16 protein-coding genes are annotated in these 18,297 nt (G+C 63.0%); 9 read left to right on the top strand and 7 right to left on the bottom strand.

Translation table 11 applies throughout. The features are described from left to right. Positions 1-2 precede the first annotated feature (2 nt). Genes KGA98_RS00400 through nrdR form a run of 3 tightly spaced genes read right to left on the bottom strand, consistent with a single transcriptional unit; the run spans position 3 to position 2,310 of the window. Positions 3-668: a riboflavin synthase gene (locus tag KGA98_RS00400; protein ID WP_008018158.1), complete on the bottom strand. Its 666-nt coding sequence runs from the start codon at positions 666-668 to the stop codon at positions 3-5. A gap of 47 nt (positions 669-715) precedes the next feature. Further along, positions 716-1,849 carry a bifunctional diaminohydroxyphosphoribosylaminopyrimidine deaminase/5-amino-6-(5-phosphoribosylamino)uracil reductase RibD gene (ribD, locus tag KGA98_RS00395; RefSeq protein ID WP_223499998.1) on the bottom strand — a complete coding sequence of 378 codons (1,134 nt, stop codon included), beginning with the start codon at positions 1,847-1,849 and terminating at the stop codon, positions 716-718. Then, positions 1,846-2,310, bottom strand: coding sequence for a transcriptional regulator NrdR (gene nrdR / locus KGA98_RS00390; RefSeq protein ID WP_003228656.1), 465 nt, complete (start codon positions 2,308-2,310; stop codon positions 1,846-1,848). The genes ribD and nrdR overlap by 4 nt, the downstream gene beginning before the upstream one ends. A gap of 127 nt (positions 2,311-2,437) precedes the next feature. Here nrdR and KGA98_RS00385 point away from each other — a divergent pair, with 127 nt between their 5' ends. The 3 genes from KGA98_RS00385 (at position 2,438) to trxA (ending at position 4,608) form a co-directional block, all read left to right on the top strand. Further along, positions 2,438-2,902 (top strand): YbaY family lipoprotein, encoded by a 465-nt coding sequence (locus KGA98_RS00385; RefSeq protein WP_057713125.1) that lies wholly within the window; start codon positions 2,438-2,440, stop codon positions 2,900-2,902. Beyond that, on the top strand, positions 2,899-3,552 hold the full coding sequence (locus KGA98_RS00380; RefSeq protein ID WP_223499996.1) for a class I SAM-dependent methyltransferase: 654 nt from the start codon (positions 2,899-2,901) through the stop codon (positions 3,550-3,552). The genes KGA98_RS00385 and KGA98_RS00380 overlap by 4 nt, the downstream gene beginning before the upstream one ends. 183 nt (positions 3,553-3,735) lie before the next feature. Next, complete coding sequence (trxA, locus tag KGA98_RS00375) at positions 3,736-4,608, top strand: thioredoxin (protein ID WP_223499988.1); 873 nt, start codon at positions 3,736-3,738, stop codon at positions 4,606-4,608. 103 nt (positions 4,609-4,711) lie between these two features. Here trxA and KGA98_RS00370 read toward each other — a convergent pair whose 3' ends face one another. After that, entirely contained in the window at positions 4,712-5,053 is a 342-nt protein-coding gene (locus KGA98_RS00370; RefSeq protein WP_223499980.1) for a hypothetical protein, read from the bottom strand. Between the two features lie 135 nt (positions 5,054-5,188). Here KGA98_RS00370 and KGA98_RS00365 point away from each other — a divergent pair, with 135 nt between their 5' ends. From KGA98_RS00365 to KGA98_RS00345, 5 genes are all read left to right on the top strand, one after another. After that, positions 5,189-5,779: a DUF2796 domain-containing protein gene (locus KGA98_RS00365; RefSeq protein WP_223499978.1), complete on the top strand. Its 591-nt coding sequence runs from the start codon at positions 5,189-5,191 to the stop codon at positions 5,777-5,779. 135 nt (positions 5,780-5,914) lie between these two features. Next, complete coding sequence (locus tag KGA98_RS00360; RefSeq protein WP_223499976.1) at positions 5,915-6,625, top strand: ABC transporter ATP-binding protein; 711 nt, start codon at positions 5,915-5,917, stop codon at positions 6,623-6,625. A gap of 1 nt (position 6,626) precedes the next feature. Continuing rightward, positions 6,627-7,892, top strand: a complete 1,266-nt coding sequence (locus KGA98_RS00355; RefSeq protein WP_223499974.1) for an ABC transporter permease — start codon at positions 6,627-6,629, stop codon at positions 7,890-7,892. 11 nt (positions 7,893-7,903) lie between these two features. After that, positions 7,904-8,422 (top strand): DUF3299 domain-containing protein, encoded by a 519-nt coding sequence (locus KGA98_RS00350; RefSeq protein WP_057713118.1) that lies wholly within the window; start codon positions 7,904-7,906, stop codon positions 8,420-8,422. Positions 8,423-8,643: 221 nt separating this feature from the next. Next, complete coding sequence (locus tag KGA98_RS00345) at positions 8,644-9,342, top strand: OmpW/AlkL family protein (RefSeq protein WP_090451676.1); 699 nt, start codon at positions 8,644-8,646, stop codon at positions 9,340-9,342. Positions 9,343-9,542: 200 nt separating this feature from the next. On the opposite strand, the gene KGA98_RS00340 is transcribed toward KGA98_RS00345, so the two are convergent. Further along, a complete protein-coding gene (locus KGA98_RS00340) occupies positions 9,543-10,472 on the bottom strand; it encodes an NAD-dependent epimerase/dehydratase family protein (RefSeq protein ID WP_223499972.1) in 930 nt (309 codons plus the stop codon). Then, on the bottom strand, positions 10,465-11,349 hold the full coding sequence (locus KGA98_RS00335) for a sugar nucleotide-binding protein (RefSeq protein WP_008053852.1): 885 nt from the start codon (positions 11,347-11,349) through the stop codon (positions 10,465-10,467). The genes KGA98_RS00340 and KGA98_RS00335 overlap by 8 nt, the downstream gene beginning before the upstream one ends. A 306-nt stretch (positions 11,350-11,655) precedes the next feature. On the opposite strand from KGA98_RS00335, the gene KGA98_RS00330 reads away from it, so the two are divergent. Beyond that, positions 11,656-15,972, top strand: a complete 4,317-nt coding sequence (locus KGA98_RS00330) for a DEAD/DEAH box helicase (RefSeq protein ID WP_223499962.1) — start codon at positions 11,656-11,658, stop codon at positions 15,970-15,972. Positions 15,973-16,108: 136 nt separating this feature from the next. Here the strand turns inward: KGA98_RS00330 and KGA98_RS00325 are convergent, their stop codons facing one another. Continuing rightward, positions 16,109-18,238, bottom strand: a complete 2,130-nt coding sequence (locus KGA98_RS00325) for a mechanosensitive ion channel family protein (protein ID WP_223499950.1) — start codon at positions 18,236-18,238, stop codon at positions 16,109-16,111. Between the last annotated feature and the right edge of the window lie 59 nt (positions 18,239-18,297).

The following is an 18,297-nucleotide window of genomic DNA, read 5'->3' as shown; positions in this document are numbered from 1 at the left end:
GGTCAGGATTTGAGGTAGCCGTTGGCGGCCAGAAAGCTTTCGGTAATGGTGCTGCCGGCAGTCGGTTCTGCGGCCTTGTCGCCCAGCAGCAGACGCTCCAGGTAACGGGCCAGCAAGTCCACTTCCAGGTTCACCCGACGGCCTGGCTGGTACGACGCCATGATGGTTTCGCTCAGGGTGTGGGGAATGATGGTCAGCAGGAACTCGGCGCCATCGACTGCGTTCACGGTGAGGCTGGTGCCGTCGACGGTGATCGAGCCTTTATGGGCGATGTACTTGGCCAGGTCCTTTGGCGCGCGGATGCGGAATTCCACGGCGCGCGCATTTTCGGTACGGGCAACCACTTCGCCCACGCCGTCGACGTGACCGCTGACCAGATGCCCGCCGAGGCGAGTGGTCGGGGTCAGGGCTTTTTCCAGATTGACCGGGCTGCCGCTTTTCAGGTCGTTCATGGCGGTGCAGTCGAGGGTTTCGCGACTGACGTCCGCCGCAAAGCCATTGCCCGGCAATTCAACGGCAGTCAGGCACACGCCATTGACCGCGATGCTGTCGCCCAGTTTGACATCGCTCAGGTCGAGCTTGCCGGTTTCGACGTGAACCCGCACATCACCGCCCTTTGGGGTCAATGCACGAATACTGCCGATGGATTCGATGATGCCGGTAAACATGAGGTTCTCCTCGAGAACAAAGCCAAAGCTTGCGCGATGGCCGGAAATTATACGCTTGCTGCTGGCAAAGGAATGGCGATGACTCGCCAGTCATCGCCAACGGCACGAATTTCGATGATTTTGAGCTCGGGCGCATCCTTCATTTGCACGAGCGGCCAGTCCAGCAGCGGCCGCGCCGAGGAACCCAGGAACTTGCCGGCAATGAAAATCTGGAACTCGTCCACCAGACCGAGTTGGGCAAAGGCACCTGCCAGGCGCGGGCCGGCTTCGACCAGCACTTCATTGACGCCACGGGTTGCGAGTTCAACCAATAGTTGACGCAGATCGACCTGACCGTCGTAGCCCGGCACGATCAGGCACTCCGGACCGTTGGCATATTGCTCTTCAACCGCCACGCAGGTGGCGACCAGCGCCGGGCCTGCCTTGAAGAACGGTGCATCCAGCGGCACCCGCAGGCGGCCGTCGACCAACACCCGCAGCGGCGGACGGCTCATGGCCAAGGCTGTTTGCTCTGCATCCAGCCCCAACTCATCGGCGCGCACGGTCAACCGTGCGTTGTCCGCCAGCACCGTATCGGCGCCGGTCAGTACCACACTGGCTTGCGCGCGCAGACGCTGCACTGCCGAGCGCGCCGCCGGGCCGGTGATCCACTGGCTTTCGCCGCTTTCCATGGCGGTTCGTCCGTCGAGGCTCATGGCCAACTTGACCCGCACGAACGGCAAGCCGTGTTCCATGCGTTTCAGAAAGCCTTGATTAACCTTGCGCGCCTCGCCTTCCAGCACGCCGCTTTCGGTGGCGATACCGGCTTGGGCCAGGCGTTGAAGACCGCGACCGGCGACTTCCGGGTTCGGGTCCTGCATTGCCGCGACCACGCGGGCCACACCGGCATTGACCAGTGCATCGGCACAGGGCGGCGTACGGCCGTGATGGCTGCAAGGTTCAAGCGTCACGTAAGCGGTGGCGCCACGAGCCTGCTCACCGGCCGCGCGCAGGGCGTGGACTTCAGCGTGGGGCTCGCCGGCGCGCTCGTGCCAGCCTTCGCCGACAATCTGCCCGCCCTGCACGATCACGCAACCGACCCGCGGATTGGGGTGCGTCGTGTAATGCCCCTTGCGCGCCAGTTCCAGGGCACGGGCCATGAAATGGGCGTCGAGGATGGCTTGTTCGGCGCAAGTGGTCATTCTTTCACCGGTTCACGGGCCAGGCGATCGATCTCTTCGCGGAACTCGTTGAGGTCCTGGAAGCGGCGATACACCGAGGCGAAGCGGATGTAGGCGACTTCGTCGAGCTTCTGCAGCTCGGCCATCACCAGTTCGCCGACCACGAGGGATTTGACCTCGCGTTCGCCGGTGGCGCGCAGTTTGTGTTTGATGTGCACCAGCGACGACTCGAGGCGCTCGACACTCACCGGGCGCTTTTCCAGCGCGCGCTGCATGCCGGCGCGGAGTTTTTCTTCGTCGAACGGCTGGCGACTGCCGTCGGTTTTGATCAGGCGCGGCAACACCAGTTCAGCCGTCTCGAACGTCGTGAAACGCTCGCCGCAGGCCAGGCATTCACGCCGGCGGCGCACCTGTTCGCCCTCGGCGACCAGACGCGAGTCGATGACCTTGGTGTCGTTGGCACCGCAGAAGGGACAGTGCATGGTGGCAGGCAACAAAAAAAGGGAGGGCCATGGTAGCGCATCCCCGTGGCAAGACAAGCCATAGGGTTTGCGGTATACAGACGGGATGATCACTTGATCCATGGAATTCAGCGTTATGGAGCCACCAATGTCGTTACGTCCGCTCATTTTGCTCAGTGTTTTCAGCCTGCTGGTGGCCTGCAGCAGCGATGCACCCAAGCCCCAGCCGCCAACGCCTGGCCCGGTGCCGCAGCAAGCGCAGAAGAAAGCCCGGGAGGCCGCCGCGCTCGGCCCTCTGCCCGCCCATCAGCGTGAACTGAGCGGCACCTTGCAAGGCGTTCCAGCTGGCGCTGAAGTCGAACTGGCATTGCTGGTGATCGACGATAAGGACCGCCCGCAACAATTGCTCGCCAGCTCCAGCCTGATCGGCAACAACCAGGTTCTGCCGTTTCACCTGCGCTTCAATCCGGAATCCTTCCCGGCCGGGGCCCGCGTTGAACTGCGAGGCCGCGCCAGTCAGTCCGGGCAGTTGATCCTGCACCTGCCGTCGCAACTGATTACCCAGCCGACCACCCAGGCCCTGGGCCAACTGCAATTCGTCAAAGCCCCATGAGTGCACCGCTCGACCTGCAAAAGGCGTTGGGTGAATTGCTCGGTGATGCGCAATTGGTCGCCTGTGAGTTACCAGGGACCGACCTGAAGTTGTGGCTGATCGACGGCGACAACATGGACCGCGCCTTCAGCCCGGAAGAGACCCGGCGCATCCTGCATGAGCCGCCGTACTGGAGTTTCTGCTGGGCCAGCGGCCTGGCCGTGGCCCGCTATCTGGCCGAAAACCCCCATTGGGTCGAAGGCAAGCGGGTGCTGGATTTCGGTGCCGGCTCCGGGGTGGCGGGGATTGCGGCGGCGAAGGCCGGGGCACTCGAAGTACTGGCATGCGACCTCGACCCGCTGGCGATTGCCGCGTGTCGGGCCAATGCCGAGCTCAATAACGTACAGCTCAATTACTCGACGGACTTTTTCGCCGAGGCCGATCGCTTCGATCTGATCCTGGTGGCGGATGTGCTGTACGACCGGGCCAACCTGCCGCTGCTCGACCAGTTCCTCAGTCGCGGCCGAGAGGCGCTGGTGGCGGACTCCCGCGTCAGGGATTTCCGTCATCCGTTGTACCGGCGCATCGAAATGCTCGAAGCCATGACCCTGCCGGATCTGGCCGAGCCCCACGAGTTTCGGCATGTGAGCCTGTACCACGCGCAGCGCTAGCTAAAAGCTTCGCGAGCAGACTCGCTCCCACAGAGGATTAATGAACGACATAGATCCAGTGTGGGAGCGGGCTTGCTCGCGAAGGCGCCCGGTCAGGCAATGCACCTCTCACAGCCACCCCGCTTCCGGCCGCCCCCCGCCAAGTCGTATAGTTGCCCCATTCACGCTTCCAAGAGATCCCCCATGAGTCAGGAAACGCCGTACATCTTCGACGTCACGACTGCCGATTTCGACCAGTCGGTGATCGAGAACTCTTTCCACAAGCCGGTGCTGGTGGATTTCTGGGCCGAATGGTGCGCGCCCTGCAAAGTGCTGATGCCGATGCTGCAGAGCATTGCCGAGAGCTATCAGGGTGAGTTGCTGCTGGCCAAGGTCAACTGTGACATCGAACAAGACATCGTCGCCCGCTTCGGCATCCGCAGCCTGCCGACCGTGGTGCTGTTCAAGGACGGCCAGCCTGTCGATGGCTTTGCCGGTGCGCAGCCGGAGTCGGCCGTGCGTGCCCTGCTCGAACCCCATGTGCAGATGCCGCCACCGGCCGCCGCCGATCCGTTCGAACAGGCCCAGGCGCTGTTCGACGACAGCCGTTTTGCCGATGCCGAAGCGCAGCTCAAAGTGATCCTGGGTGAAGACAACACCAACGCCAAGGCACTGATCCTGTACGCCCGCTGCCTGACCGAGCGCGGTGAACTGGGCGAAGCGCAAACCGTGCTGGATGCGGTCAAGAGCGATGAGCACAAGGCCGCGCTGGCCGGCGCCAAGGCACAGATCAAGTTTCTCGGGCTGGCCAGGGACTTGCCGGATGCCGCCGACCTGAAGGCCCGACTGGCGAAAGACCCGCTGGACGATGAGGCGGTCTATCAACTGGCGATCCAGCAACTGGCCCGTCAACAGTACGACGCCGCGCTGGATGCATTGCTGAAGTTGTTCACCCGCAACCGCAGCTACAGCGAAGGCTTGCCGCACAAGACCTTGTTGCAGGTGTTCGAGTTGTTGGGCAACGATCATCCGCTGGTCAGCACGTACCGCCGCAAGTTGTTTGCTGCGCTGTACTAAGCCGACCCTGTAGGAGCGAGCTTGCTCGCGAAAAACCTGAGAGCACCGAGGTGAATCAGGTTTCCCGCGTTATCGTTGACGCCCATCGCGAGCAAGCTCGCTCCTACACCAACCAGCGATACAGCGGTGTATCCCCGCCGCTTTCCACCTTCACATCCGAACTGTGGCGCAGGCGCACCAACAGGCGCTTGCCCGCCGCCGCGCTGCCAGTCAGTCCTTCCAGTTGATCGAGCAGGTCCGGCCCACTGAGCTGCCCAGCCTTGCGCAGCAAATCCCGGGCGATCTGCCACAGCGCATCATCCTGGTTCAACGGTTTCGCCGCTGGCACGCTGACCGGGGTTTTTTCCACCTGCAACTGCGCCCCTAGTCGCGCCCAGTCCGCGTCGTCCATCTCCAGAGTCAAATCCACCGGCCAGTCGCCGATGCTTCCGCGAATTCGCAACATGGGTCTGCTCCCGCACATTTCTTCCCTGCATGCTCCCATGGGACTTGTGCAACGCCAAGCAGACAGTCAAACTCTGCGCAATTACGTTATAAGATTACATAACAATTTCTTCATTTTACTTTTCGGAGACTCGTCATGCGTCGTCTGTTTCTCGCCCTGCCGTTTGCCATGTTGCCGCTGGCTGTCGCCCATGCCGCCGACGAACACGACCATGAGCATGGCAGCCTGGGTGCCCACGAACATGGCGTGGGACGCCTGAATGCGGCGCTGGACGGCAAGACCCTGGAGCTGGAACTGGAAAGCCCGGCCATGAACCTGGTGGGGTTCGAGCACGTCGCCACCAGCGACGCAGACAAAGCCAAAGTCGCCGCCGCCCGCGCCCGACTGGAGCAACCGCTGGCCCTGTTCAACCTGCCAAAAGCCGCGGGTTGCGTGGTGGAAAACCAGGAACTGGAAAGCCCGTTGTTCGGTGATAAACCCGATGCCGACGATGATCACGATGAAGACGCCAAGGACGAAGACGACCACGAACATCACCATGATCACACCGAAATCCACGCGCGTTATCAGTTCACCTGCGCCACACCGGCGGCCCTGAAGTCGCTGGACCTGGCGAATATATTCACCAGCTTCCCGGCCACCCGGAAAATTCAGGTACAACTGATCGGCCCGAGCGGGCAGCAAGGCGTTGAAGTGACGGACAAGGCTGCCGCGCTGAAATTCTGACCCACTGTAGGAGCGAGCTTGCTCGCGATGGACGCCAACGATAACGCGGGCAACCTGATTCACCTCGGTGCTCTCAGGTTTTTCGCGAGCAGGCTCGCTCCTACAAGGGTTCACCACCAACCTGACCGGTTTCACATGACCCAAGCACTCATCGAACTGTCCGACCTGGGCTTCAGCTGGCCCGGTCACCCGCCGCTGCTGGACATCCCGGCGTTTCGCCTGGAGCGCGGCGAAACCCTGTTCCTCAAAGGCCCGAGCGGCAGCGGCAAGACCACCCTGCTCGGTCTGCTGGGCGGCGTGCAAAAGCCTGATCGCGGCAGCATCCGCCTGCTCGGCCAGGAGCTGACGCAACTCTCGGCCGGCGCCCGCGACCACTTCCGTGTCGATCACACCGGCTACATCTTTCAGCAGTTCAACCTGCTGCCGTTTCTGTCGGTGCGTGAAAACGTCGAACTGCCCTGCCACTTCTCGAAACTGCGCGCCGAACGAGCGAAACAACGTCACGGCAGCGTCGACAAAGCCGCCGCCACACTGCTCGCCCATCTGGGTTTGAAGGATGAAAACATCCTCAGTCGCCGCGCCGATTCGTTGTCCATCGGCCAGCAGCAACGGGTCGCCGCCGCCCGCGCACTGATCGGTCAACCGGAACTGGTGATCGCCGACGAACCGACCTCGGCCCTCGATTACGACGCCCGCGAGAACTTCATTCGCCTGCTGTTCGCCGAGTGCCGCGAAGCCGGCTCGAGCCTGTTGTTCGTCAGCCACGACCAGAGCCTGGCGCCGCTGTTCGACCACAACCTGTCGCTGGCCGAACTCAATCGAGCCGCTACCCCGTCCGAGGTCTGAGATGTATCTGTTTCGTCTAGCCATGGCCAGCCTGGCTAACCGTCGTTTCACCGCGATCCTCACGGCGTTCGCCATCGCCCTGTCGGTGTGCCTGTTGCTGGCAGTGGAGCGTGTGCGCACCGAAGCCAAGGCCAGTTTCGCCAGCACAATAAGCGGCACCGACCTGATCGTCGGCGCCCGCTCGGGCTCGGTGAACCTGTTGCTGTACTCGGTGTTCCGCATCGGCAACGCCACCAACAACATCCGCTGGGACAGTTTCGAACACTTCGCCAGCAACCCGAAAGTGAAGTGGGCGATCCCGATGTCCCTCGGCGACTCCCATCGCGGCTACCGGGTGATGGGCACCACCGAAGCCTACTTCGAGCATTACCAGTACGGGCGCCAGCAACACCTGCAACTGAGCGATGGCCGCGCCTTCGAAACCGACCCGTTCGAAGTGGTGCTCGGTGCCGAAGTGGCCGATGCACTGCACTACAGACTCGGTGACAAACTGGTGCTGGCCCACGGCGTGGCGGCGATCAGCCTGGTCAAGCACGACGACAAACCGTTCACTGTGGTCGGCATTCTCAAGCGCACCGGCACACCGGTGGACCGCACGCTGCACATCAGCCTCGGTGGCATGGAAGCGATTCACATCGACTGGCATAACGGCGTACCGGCCCGGGGCGAGGGCCGCATCACGGCTGATCAGGCGCGCAACATGGACCTCACGCCGCAAGCGATCACCGCGTTCATGCTCGGCCTCAACAACAAGATTTCGACCTTTGCCCTGCAACGGGAAATCAACGAGTTCCGTGGCGAGCCGATGCTGGCGATCCTGCCAGGCGTAGCGTTGCAAGAGCTGTGGAGTCTGATGGGCACTGCAGAAAAAGCCTTGTTCGTGGTATCGCTGTTTGTGGTGCTGACCGGGTTGATCGGCATGCTCACAGCGATTCTCACCAGCCTCAACGAGCGCCGTCGGGAAATGGCGATCCTGCGCTCGGTGGGCGCACGCCCCTGGCACATCGCGACGCTGTTGGTACTCGAAGCCTTTGCCCTGGCGCTGTCGGGCGTGATCGCCGGCGTGGCGTTGCTGTATGTGTGCATCGCGGCGGCCCAAGGTTATGTGCAAGCCAACTACGGCCTGTTCCTGCCGCTGTCCTGGCCGAGCGAGTATGAATGGACGCTGCTCGGTGGCATCCTGATCGCCGCGTTGCTGATGGGCAGCGTGCCGGCCTGGCGCGCCTATCGCCAATCCCTGGCCGATGGCTTGTCGATCCGTTTATGAGGACGTTGAAAATGCCCCGCGCTGTACTTGCGCTGTTGATGCTGGTCGCCCTGCCCCTGTGGGCGGCCCAGCCAAAAGACCTGGCCTGGTCGGAGATGATCCCGCCCGACGCGCCGAAAGAAGTGCCGAACATGACGCCGTTGCATGATCTGTCGCAGATGAGCAGCACGCTCTCTGCAGAGTCGGCGCCAGCAGCCAAGCAGGACATGCCCAACGCACCGGTGGTCAAGACCCTCGACGGCCAGAACATTCGCCTGCCGGGTTACATCGTGCCGCTGGAGGTGAGCGAGGAAGGACGTACCACGGAGTTTCTGCTGGTGCCGTATTTCGGCGCCTGCATCCATGTGCCGCCACCGCCATCGAACCAGATCGTGCACGTCAAGAGCGAAGTCGGCGTGAAGCTGGACGAGCTGTATCAGCCTTACTGGATCGAAGGCGCGTTGCAGGTCAAGGCGTCCACCAGCGAGTTGGCGGATGCCGGGTATCAGATGGAGGCGGACAAGATTTATCTGTATGAACTGCCGGAGTGAGTCCGGTGGTTTTGTGTTGTCAGAAATACCGCCTTCGCGAGCAAGCCCGCTCCCACACTGGAATGCGTTCCCCCCTGTGGGAGCGGGCTTGCTCGCGAAGGGGCCCTCGAAATCGCTACAAACTCCAGTCCTTGCCACTTTCATTGAGCTACATCAAAAGACCAAATCGTTAGCCGCCTTACCATTGGACATCAAAATTTTTAACGTCCTCTGGAGCCCCCATGAACAAGTCCATGCTCAGCGCTTCGCTGGTTGCCCTTGCGCTCGCAGCCCCGCTCGCCAATGCCTTCGAAGCCGGTGACATCCTCCTTCGTGCCGGCGCCATCACCGTCAACCCGGAAGCCGACAGCTCCAGCGTCAAGGTCGATCAAGGCCCGCTGGCGGGCGCCGACCTGGGCGGCAAGGCGACCATGAGCAGCGACACGCAACTGGGCTTGAACTTCGCCTACATGCTCACCAACCACCTGGGTATCGAGCTGCTGGCGGCCACACCGTTCGAGCATGACGTGAAACTCAAGGGCACGGCCCTGAGCGCGGCCAACGGCAAACTCGGCACCCTCAAGCACCTGCCACCGACCTTGAGCCTGGTGTACTACCCGCTGGATCCGAAGTCGGCCTTCCAGCCGTACGTCGGCGGCGGCATCAACTACACCTATATCTACGACGAACACGTTGGCAGCCAGGCCCAGTCCGCCGGTTTCAGCAACTTCAAGGCGGAAAACTCCTGGGGTCTGGCGTGGCAGGTCGGTGCTGACTACATGCTGACCGATAACATCATGATCAACGCCCAGGTGCGCTACATCGACATCGATACCCGCGCCACCGTCGAGAACAACTCGATCGCACCAGGCACCCGGGCACGGGTGGACGTCGATGTAGACCCGTTCATCTACATGGTGGGTCTGGGTTACAAGTTCTAAAGAACGTTCACGTGGTGGTGAATGAGGCTTGGTGGTGAGCAGACTTAAAAATGACGGCGACTGCTGCGCAGTCGAACGGGGGCGATGCGGCGATCCGACGAGCCCCCTCGCCACAGGAATTACACAAGCTGAAAGTAAATTCCGGCCGTGAAAAAGGCGCCTGTAAAAAGGCGCCTTTTTCATGTCCGCAGGGAAGCGATCTATCGCCCCAGCAACCGCGTCAGCCCCACGCGCATCGGTGTCTGCTCTGTGGTACTGAAGCGTTCCAACAGGCGCCGGTTGTTCGCCCGGGAATGACGAATGTCACCGGAGCGCGCCGGGCCGTAGCTCACCGGTGGCAACTTGCCGACCACGGCTTCGAGCGCTTCGAGCATTTGCTTGAGGGTCGTCGCCTGGTTCCAGCCAACGTTGACCGCACCGACTTCGACCCGGGGCATTTCGATGGCCTGCACCAGCAAGTCGACCAGGTCTTCGACGTAGACAAAATCCCGGGTCTGCTCGCCATCGCCGAACACCGTGATCGGCAAGCCCTTCAGGGCGCGCTCGCTGAAAATGCTGATCACCCCGGAGTACGGCGAGGACGGATCCTGGCGTGGGCCGTAGATGTTGAAGAAGCGGAAAATCACCGGTTCCAGCCCATGCTGGCGATGGTAGAAGTCGAAGTATTGCTCGCTGGCCAGCTTGTCCACCGCATAAGGCGTCAACGGCGCCTTGGGCGTGTCTTCGTCGATCGACTCACCTTCGCCATTGTTGCCATATACCGCCGCACTGGAGGCAAACAGCACGCGTTTGACCCCGGTCTGGCGCATGGCTTCGCAGACGTTCAGCGTGCCGATGAAGTTGCTCTGGTGTGTGCGCACCGGATCGTCCACCGAGGCCTGCACCGAAGCCACGGCGGCCAGGTGCGCCACGGCGCTGCATCCGGCCATCGCCTGGGCAACCAAAGCCGCATCGGCCACGTCGCCGACGATCAGTTCGACCCTGGGATTATCCAGCGGCAGATTGCTGTGCTTGCCGGTGGACAGGTCATCGAGAATCCGCACCGCATGGCCCCTGGCAAGCAGGGCGTCAGTCAGGTGTGAACCAATGAAACCGGCACCACCGGTGATCAAAACGGGGCTGTCAGCCATGGCGATAGAACCTGTCCAGTAGACCGGGAAGCGCCGCACGCCAGGCGCGTGGTTTGATTCCAAAGGTGTGCAGAATTTTTTTGCAGGCCAGTACCGCGTGTTGCGGTTCTTCGGCGGCATCCGGACGCGCGGCGTGGGCCTGGGCGGTCGGGGCTTCGATGGCCAGCGGATGCAGGCTGCGGGCTTCGGTCAGAATCGCCTGCCCCAGCGCCAGCGGCGTGGTCGCCTCATGCCCGGCGTAGTGGTAGGTGCCCCACAGCGGCGCCGCGCAATCGAGTTGCTTGAGCACTGATATGATCACACGGGCAGCATCGTCGACCGGCGTCGGATTGCCGCGCCGGTCGTCGGCCATCAGCAGCTCTTCGGGTTGTTCGGCACGGGCGAGGAAGCGGCCAAGGGCACCGTCCGGGCTGTCGTCCAGCAGCCAGCCGAAACGCAGCAGCACGTGTTGCGGGCAGGTGGCGCGCACGCTTTGCTCGATCCGCCACAACGCCTGACCCCGCAGGCCCAGGGGCACCGGTTCGTCTTTTTCGCTGTAGGCGGTGGCGCGGGAGCCGTCGAACACGCGATAGCTGGAGGGTTGCAGCAGGACGATGTTGTGGTGCTGGCACAGTTCCGCCAGACGCTCGATCGCGCGCTCCTGGCCGGCCAGGCGCGATTCGCTCACCGCCTCGGCCTGAAACCAGTCGAAGTAGTAGGCAAGGTTGATCAATGCATCGGGACGGGTGTCGTCGAGCAGTTGTGTCAGGCTCGCGGCATCCCAGCCGTCTTCGGGCGGGCGGGGGGCGAGGAAACCGATGTCTTCCTCCGCACCGAGGCGAATCAGCGCCTGCCCAAGGGCATTTCCGCCGCCCAGTAACATAAGGCGCATTCGCATAGAGTCAGCAGGCCCAGTCTGATTGAAACGATGGCTTTATCGACATCGCGCCCAGGCGATGTCGTTGATAATTGCCGGAATCGTTGCATTTTGCGGGTTTAGTGCGCAACCGTCACCCGTAAAGTGTAGATGTCCGGGATTTGTGGTGCTGCCTCCGGCCCCTTCGCGAGCAGGCTCGCTCCCACAGAGGGGCGGTGAACACAAATCCTTGGTGGGAGCGAGCCTGCTCGCGAAGAGGCCCTGAAGACCAGCGAAGGTCTTGAGCGGTACTTGCAACTTCCCGTCCCCACCCGCATAACTTGCTGCATGAACCTGCCCATTCCCGCAGACAGTGCCCTGAGCGGCTTCCACCCTGCCGTCAGCGCCTGGTTCAGCCACACGTTCCCGGCGGTCACCGCCGCCCAGGCCCGGGCGTGGCCGTTGATCCGCCAGCGTCGCTCAACCCTGGTCGCCGCGCCCACCGGTTCCGGCAAGACCCTCACCGCCTTTCTCGCCGTCATCGATGACCTGGTGCACCGCGGCCTGGAAAGCCCCGAAGGCTTGCCCGACGCAACCCTGGTGGTCTACGTCTCGCCCCTCAAGGCCCTGTCCAACGACATCCAGATCAACCTGCAAAACCCGCTGGCCGGCATTACCGAGCAATTGCGCGTGATGGGCCTGCCCGAACTGCAGATCAGCACCGCCGTGCGCACCGGCGATACACCGCAGAAAGATCGTTCGGCAATGCGCAAGACCGCGCCGCACATACTGGTGACCACGCCGGAATCCCTGTATGTGCTGCTCGGTTCCGACTCTGGCCGGCAGATGCTCGGCACCGCACAAACAGTGATCGTCGACGAGATCCACGCCATGGCTGCCAGCAAACGCGGCAGCCACCTGGCACTGAGCCTTGAACGCCTGCAAGCCCTCTGCCCGGAGCCACTGCTGCGCATCGGGCTGTCGGCCACGCAAAAGCCCATCGAAGCGGTCTCGCGCTTCCTTGTCGGTCGCGACCGCCCGTGCGAGATCGTCGACATCGGCCACGCCCGCCCCCGCGACCTGGACATCGAAGTACCGCCCGTGCCGCTATCGGCCGTGATGGCCAACGATGTCTGGGAGTTGGTCTACGACCGCCTCGCCGCCCTCGCCCGGGAACACCGGACCACGCTGATCTTCGTCAACACTCGACGTCTGGCCGAACGCCTGAGCCGGCACCTGAGCGAGCGCCTGGGCAAGGATGCCGTGGCCGCCCACCACGGCAGCCTGGCCAAGGAATTTCGCCTGGATGCCGAGCAGCGACTCAAGCGCGGCGACCTGCAAGTGCTGATCGCCACGGCGTCGCTGGAACTGGGGATCGACATCGGCGACGTCGACCTGGTGTGCCAGATCGCCTCGCCGCGTTCGATTGCCGGGTTTCTGCAGCGGGTCGGCCGTTCCGGGCACCAGGTCGGCGGCACGCCCAAGGGCCGTTTGTTCGCCACCACCCGGGACGACCTGATCGAATGCGCCGCGCTGCTCGACTGCGTGCGCCGGGGCGAACTCGATACCTTGCTGATCCCGCAAGCGCCGCTGGACGTGCTGGCGCAGCAGATCATCGCCGAGGTCAGTTGCCAGGAGTGGCCGGAACAAGCGCTACTGGAGATGCTGCGCCGCGCCTCGCCCTACGCCGGACTCGACGACAAACACTACCAGGCGCTGCTGCACATGCTCGCCGAGGGTTACAACGGTCGTCAGGGCATCCGTAGCGCCTACCTGCATCGCGACGCTATGAGCCGCACCCTGCGCGGCCGCCGGGGCGCGAAACTGACAGCGGTGACCAGTGGCGGGACCATTCCGGACAACGCCGACTACAACGTGCTGCTGGAGCCTCAAGGGCTGAACATCGGCACCATCAACGAAGACTTCGCCGTGGAAAGCATTGCCGGGGATATCTTCCAGTTAGGCAACACGTCCTATCGGATCCTGCGGGTGGAAACCGGCAAAGTCCGGGTCGAGGATGCCCAGGGCCAACCGCCAACCATTCCGTTCTGGCTCGGTGAAGCACCGGGGCGCAGTGCCGAATTGTCCTCGGCGGTGGCGCGCTTGCAGGCACAACTCGATGACCTGCTGGGGGCTGCGCCAGGTAACTTGCAGCCAGCGCTCGACTGGCTGACCGAGACCCTGGGTTTGAACATCGCCAGCGCCGAACAACTGGTGGATTACCTGGCCCGTGCGCGACAAACGCTGGGTGCCCTGCCATCCCAAGACACGCTGCTGATGGAGCGCTTTTTCGACGAGTCCGGCGGCACGCAACTGGTCATTCACACGCCGTTCGGCAGCCGCATCAACCGCGCCTGGGGCCTGGCCCTGCGCAAGCGTTTCTGTCGCACCTTCAATTTCGAATTGCAGGCCGCCGCCAGCGAAGACGCCATCGTGCTGTCGCTGTCCACCAGCCACAGTTTTGAACTGGACGACGTCTGGCGCTACTTGCACAGCAACAGTGCCGAACACATCCTGATTCAAGCCGTGCTCGACGCGCCGCTGTTCGGCGTGCGCTGGCGCTGGAATGCCGGCGTGGCCCTGGCGCTGCCGCGCTACAGCGGCGGGCGCAAAGTCCCACCGCAGATCCAGCGGATGAAAAGCGAAGACCTGATCGCCAGCGTGTTTCCCGATCAGATCGCCTGCGTGGAGAACCTCGCCGGCGAACGGGAGATTCCCGACCATCCGCTGGTGGAACAGACCCTCGACGATTGCCTGCACGAAGCCATGGACAGCCAAGGCTGGCTGGCCTTGTTGCGGCGCATGGAACGCGGCGACATTCGCCTGATCAGCCGCGACTTGCCGGCGCCTTCACCGCTGGCGGCGGAGATTCTCAGCGCCCGGCCCTATACCTTTCTCGACGATGCGCCACTGGAGGAACGTAGAACCCAGGCAGTGCTCAATCGGCGCTGGAGCGACCCGCAATCCACCGACGACCTCGGCACCCTGGACGCCGAGCCGATTGCCGCCGTGCGCAACGAAGCCTGGCCGGCGCCCTGCGGGGTCGACGAAATGCACGAGGCCTTGATGAGCCTGGCGTGCATCACCGATACCGAGGCCGGCGCCAATCCGCAGTGGCTCGACTGGCTCAAGACCCTGGCCGACAGCGGCCGCGCGAGCCGTTTGCAGATCAACGCCGGGCAATCGCTGTGGCTGGCGCTGGAGCGCCTGACCTGCCTGCAGGCGATTTATCCCCAGGCCGAATTGACGCCGTCGCTGCAAGCGCTGCCGGACTTCGACGAGGTCTGGGAAGCCGACGACGCCATCCTCGAACTGATCCGCGCGCGGCTCAGTGCCTTCGGGCCGCTGGCGCTCGATCGAATTGCCGAACCACTCGGCTTGCCCGCTGCGCAGGTCAACCAGGCCCTGGCGCAACTGGAACGCGAAGGCTATGTGCTGCGCGGTCGCTTTACCCCGGGTGCCACCCGGGAAGAATGGTGCGAGCGGCATTTGCTGGCGCGGATTCACCGTTATACGGTCAAGCGCCTGCGCCGGGAAATCGAACCGGTGGCGTTGCAGGATTTCATGCGCTTCCTGTTCGACTGGCAGCATGTGTCGAGCGCAAGCCAGGGTCAGGGCGCCGCGGTACTGCCAGCCGTCGTCGCGCAATTGGAAGGCTACCCTGCTGCCGCTTCAGCCTGGGACAGCGACATCCTGCCGGCGCGGATCAAGGACTACTCGGCGACCTGGCTCGATGAGCTGTGCCGCAGCGGCAGACTGGTGTGGACGCGCCTGACTGCGCACAACAAAAGCGTCAGCACCGCGCTGCGCAGCACGCCGATTGTGTTGCTGCCGCGCAACCGGGTCGGCCTCTGGAGCGGCTTGACCGAACAGACGCCGGTCAGCGAACTGTCGCCGAAAACACAAAAGGTCCACGCCGCCCTCAGCCAGCATGGCGCGCTGTTTTTCGATGAGCTGATCCATGAGGCCCATCTGCTGCGTTCGGAGCTGGAAATCGCCCTGCAGGAACTGGTGGGCGCAGGGCTGGTGAATGCCGACAGCTTTGCCGGATTGCGCGCATTGATCACCCCGGCCAGCAAGCGCCAGCCTCGCAACAGTCGACGCGGGCGCGGGGCATTTATTGGTGGCATGGACGACGCCGGGCGCTGGGCCTTGTTGCGACGCACGCCTGTCGCGCCGGTGGTGCAAAACCAGCGCCCCGCGCCGACACCTGCCGATACCCTTGAGCACATCGCCATGACCTTGCTGCGCCGTTACGGCGTGGTGTTCTGGCGTTTGCTGGAGCGTGAAGCGGACTGGCTGCCGAGCTGGCGCGAACTGCTGCGTACTTTCCATCGCCTGGAGGCTCGCGGCGAGATTCGTGGCGGGCGTTTTGTCAGTGGCCTGGCGGGCGAGCAATTCGCCCTGCCCGAGGCGATCCCCTTGTTGCGGGAGGTGCGGCGTCGGCCCCATGACGGCAGCCTGGTCGCGGTGTGCGGGGTCGATCCGCTGAACCTCGCCGGTACGCTATTGCCCGGCGCGAAAGTCCCGGCACTGGCGAGCAATCGGCTGGTGTATCGCGACGGGTTGGCGGTTGCTGCCGAGATTGCCGGCAAGCAGCATTTTTGGGTTGAGCTGGATCAGCAACTCAGTGTCGAGGTGCGCAACAAACTGATCCGGCACTGAGGTTGTCTGGTCTGGCGCCTTCGCGAGCAAGCCCGCTCCCACATTGGATCTATGTCCGGACGCAGATTGGTGTTCCAACATAAAACCCTGTGGGAGCGGGCTTGCCCGCGAAGAGGCCAGTATTGTCGACAAAAAACTATTGCGACCGCGGCCGATCCGGCATCAGCACCGCCGAATGATCCGGCTCATGCCCTGCCTCGAGTGGTGGCTCGAGCGGATGCCTCGGCACCAGCGCCTGCTGTGGATAAGTCTGCGCGAAATGCACCCACGGGCAGTTATCCACAAGCTTTTTCAAACGCTGGTTGAAAGCCCGGCTCACCGCGTATTGACCACCGGATACCGTACGGAATTGCGCGGTCAGCACCACACCGTTGAGGTCCATCTTGTCGACGCCAAACACATCCAGCGGGCCTTGCAGGTTGTAGCGCAGGAACGGGTCGTTGCTGATGGAGTGCCCGGCCTCGCGGATCAGCTCGATGGCCTTGTCGACATCGGTGTCGTAGGTGAACTGCACCGAGAAAAACGCATAGGCGAATTGCCGCGATTGGTTGGTCACGGCCTTGATCTGCCCGAACGGCACCGAGTGCACGAAGCCCTTGCCATCGCGCAGGCGCAAGGTACGGATGGTCAGGCCTTCGACGGTGCCGGCATGCCCGGAATCGAGCACCACCCAGTCACCGATGGACAGGGTGTCTTCGATGATGATGAACAGCCCGGTGATCACGTCCTGCACCAGTTGCTGAGAGCCGAAACCGATCGCCAGGCCGATGACCCCGGCACCTGCCAGGAACGGTGCGACGTTGATCCCCAGGTTGGCCATGGTGGTGATCGCGCAAATCACCACCAGGATGATTTTGATCGCGTTGCGCAGCAGCGGCAGGATGGTTTTCACTCGCGTACTCGGCTGGCGCGCCGAGCGCTTGTTGGTTGGCGGTTTCAGGGCTTCCTGAATCGCCGTGTCGAGCACCACCCAGAACATCCAGGTCACCAGCAGGATCAGACCGATGTGGCCCAGGGAATCACTGATCGCCCGGCCCACGGCATTGGTCACCGCGAATTCGAACAGCGACACGCCCCAGATCCGCCCGAGGATATCGATGAACACGATGGCCATGGCGATGCGCAACAAGGCATGTGACAAATTGAGAAAGCGCTCCTTGTAGGCGCTGCCGCGGCGCAGGTCCGCTTCGCTGCGCGTCTTGAACAGATGATGCAGCGTGGTGCTGAGAAACACCGTGGCGATCAGCAGCACCGTGGTGAACAAGGCGCTGCGCAGCACTCTCTGGTTGTCCACCCCGGCGCCGATCAGGTTGATGATCGAAACCAGGACCATCAACAGAATCGGCCAATACCAGAGCCCGGAAAATATCCGCAGGGTTTCACGCAACGCCGGCTGGCTGAGGCGCTGGGCCAGCGGCAGGATACGGATCACATGGGCGACCGGGCGACGCATGCGGATCACCAGCAAGCCGAAGGAAATCGACGCTGCCAATCCAGTGAACACGGCGATGCTGCTGGTGAGATTACTGCCCAGTTGATGGGCGATCTGCGGGCTGGTCAGGGCATCGCTCAGGGCCACCAGAAAACCGATGCCGAACAGCGGTCGCGGGCTGTGTTGTCGAATAACCTGCACCGCCCGCCGCTTGTGTCCGGCATTGAACATCACCACCAGCGACAGCACCAATGACGCGGCAAAGATCCCGGCACTGGTGGCATAGGCAAAACACAACGCCAGCGCCCGTCCCGCCGATATCGGCAAAAGCTGGCTGGCATAAATCGTCAACGGCAGACTGATCACCGCCGGAAGGGTGTAGGGCAACACGTAACCGAGCAACGCCTGGCCCCGTTCGCGACTGAGCAGCAGACGGTGCTCGCACAGGCGCCTGGCGGCCATCCGCCCAAGCAGCCAAAGACAGGCAAACACGGCCGCCCACACGCAGGTCAGCAGCAGGAAATCGCCGGCGACGCGCCAGGGCGAACGGGCCGATGGCTTATTGACCAACTGATCCACTTCATCGGCCGCGAGGTCGGCACGCAGGCGCCAGACGTCGAGGAAGTTTTCGTTGAGATCGAGTTTGGTCTGGACCTCGTCGATGCTTGAACTGATGGCCCCCAGTAATCCGCCTTGCACCAGCGGTTCGGGATGGGCCGGCGGAGTCGCGGCGGTCGCGGTGGTCGGCAGCCCCGGTATCGCGGCGGCTTCCAGTTGCTCGCTACCCACAAACAGCAACGCTCCCAGCAGTATCGCGGTCTTGAGCCTGATCAAAACACCCGCTCCTTTGGCTGTGTCGGTAAGGAACTGATCGAGAAATGTCGGGCAAGTTC

The organism is Pseudomonas sp. BF-R-24 (genome assembly GCF_019947335.1).
Taxonomy (GTDB): Bacteria; Pseudomonadota; Gammaproteobacteria; order Pseudomonadales; family Pseudomonadaceae; genus Aquipseudomonas; species Aquipseudomonas jessenii.
Note: the sequence above shows the minus strand (reverse complement) of the source record. Positions and strands in the feature narration are given on the sequence as shown.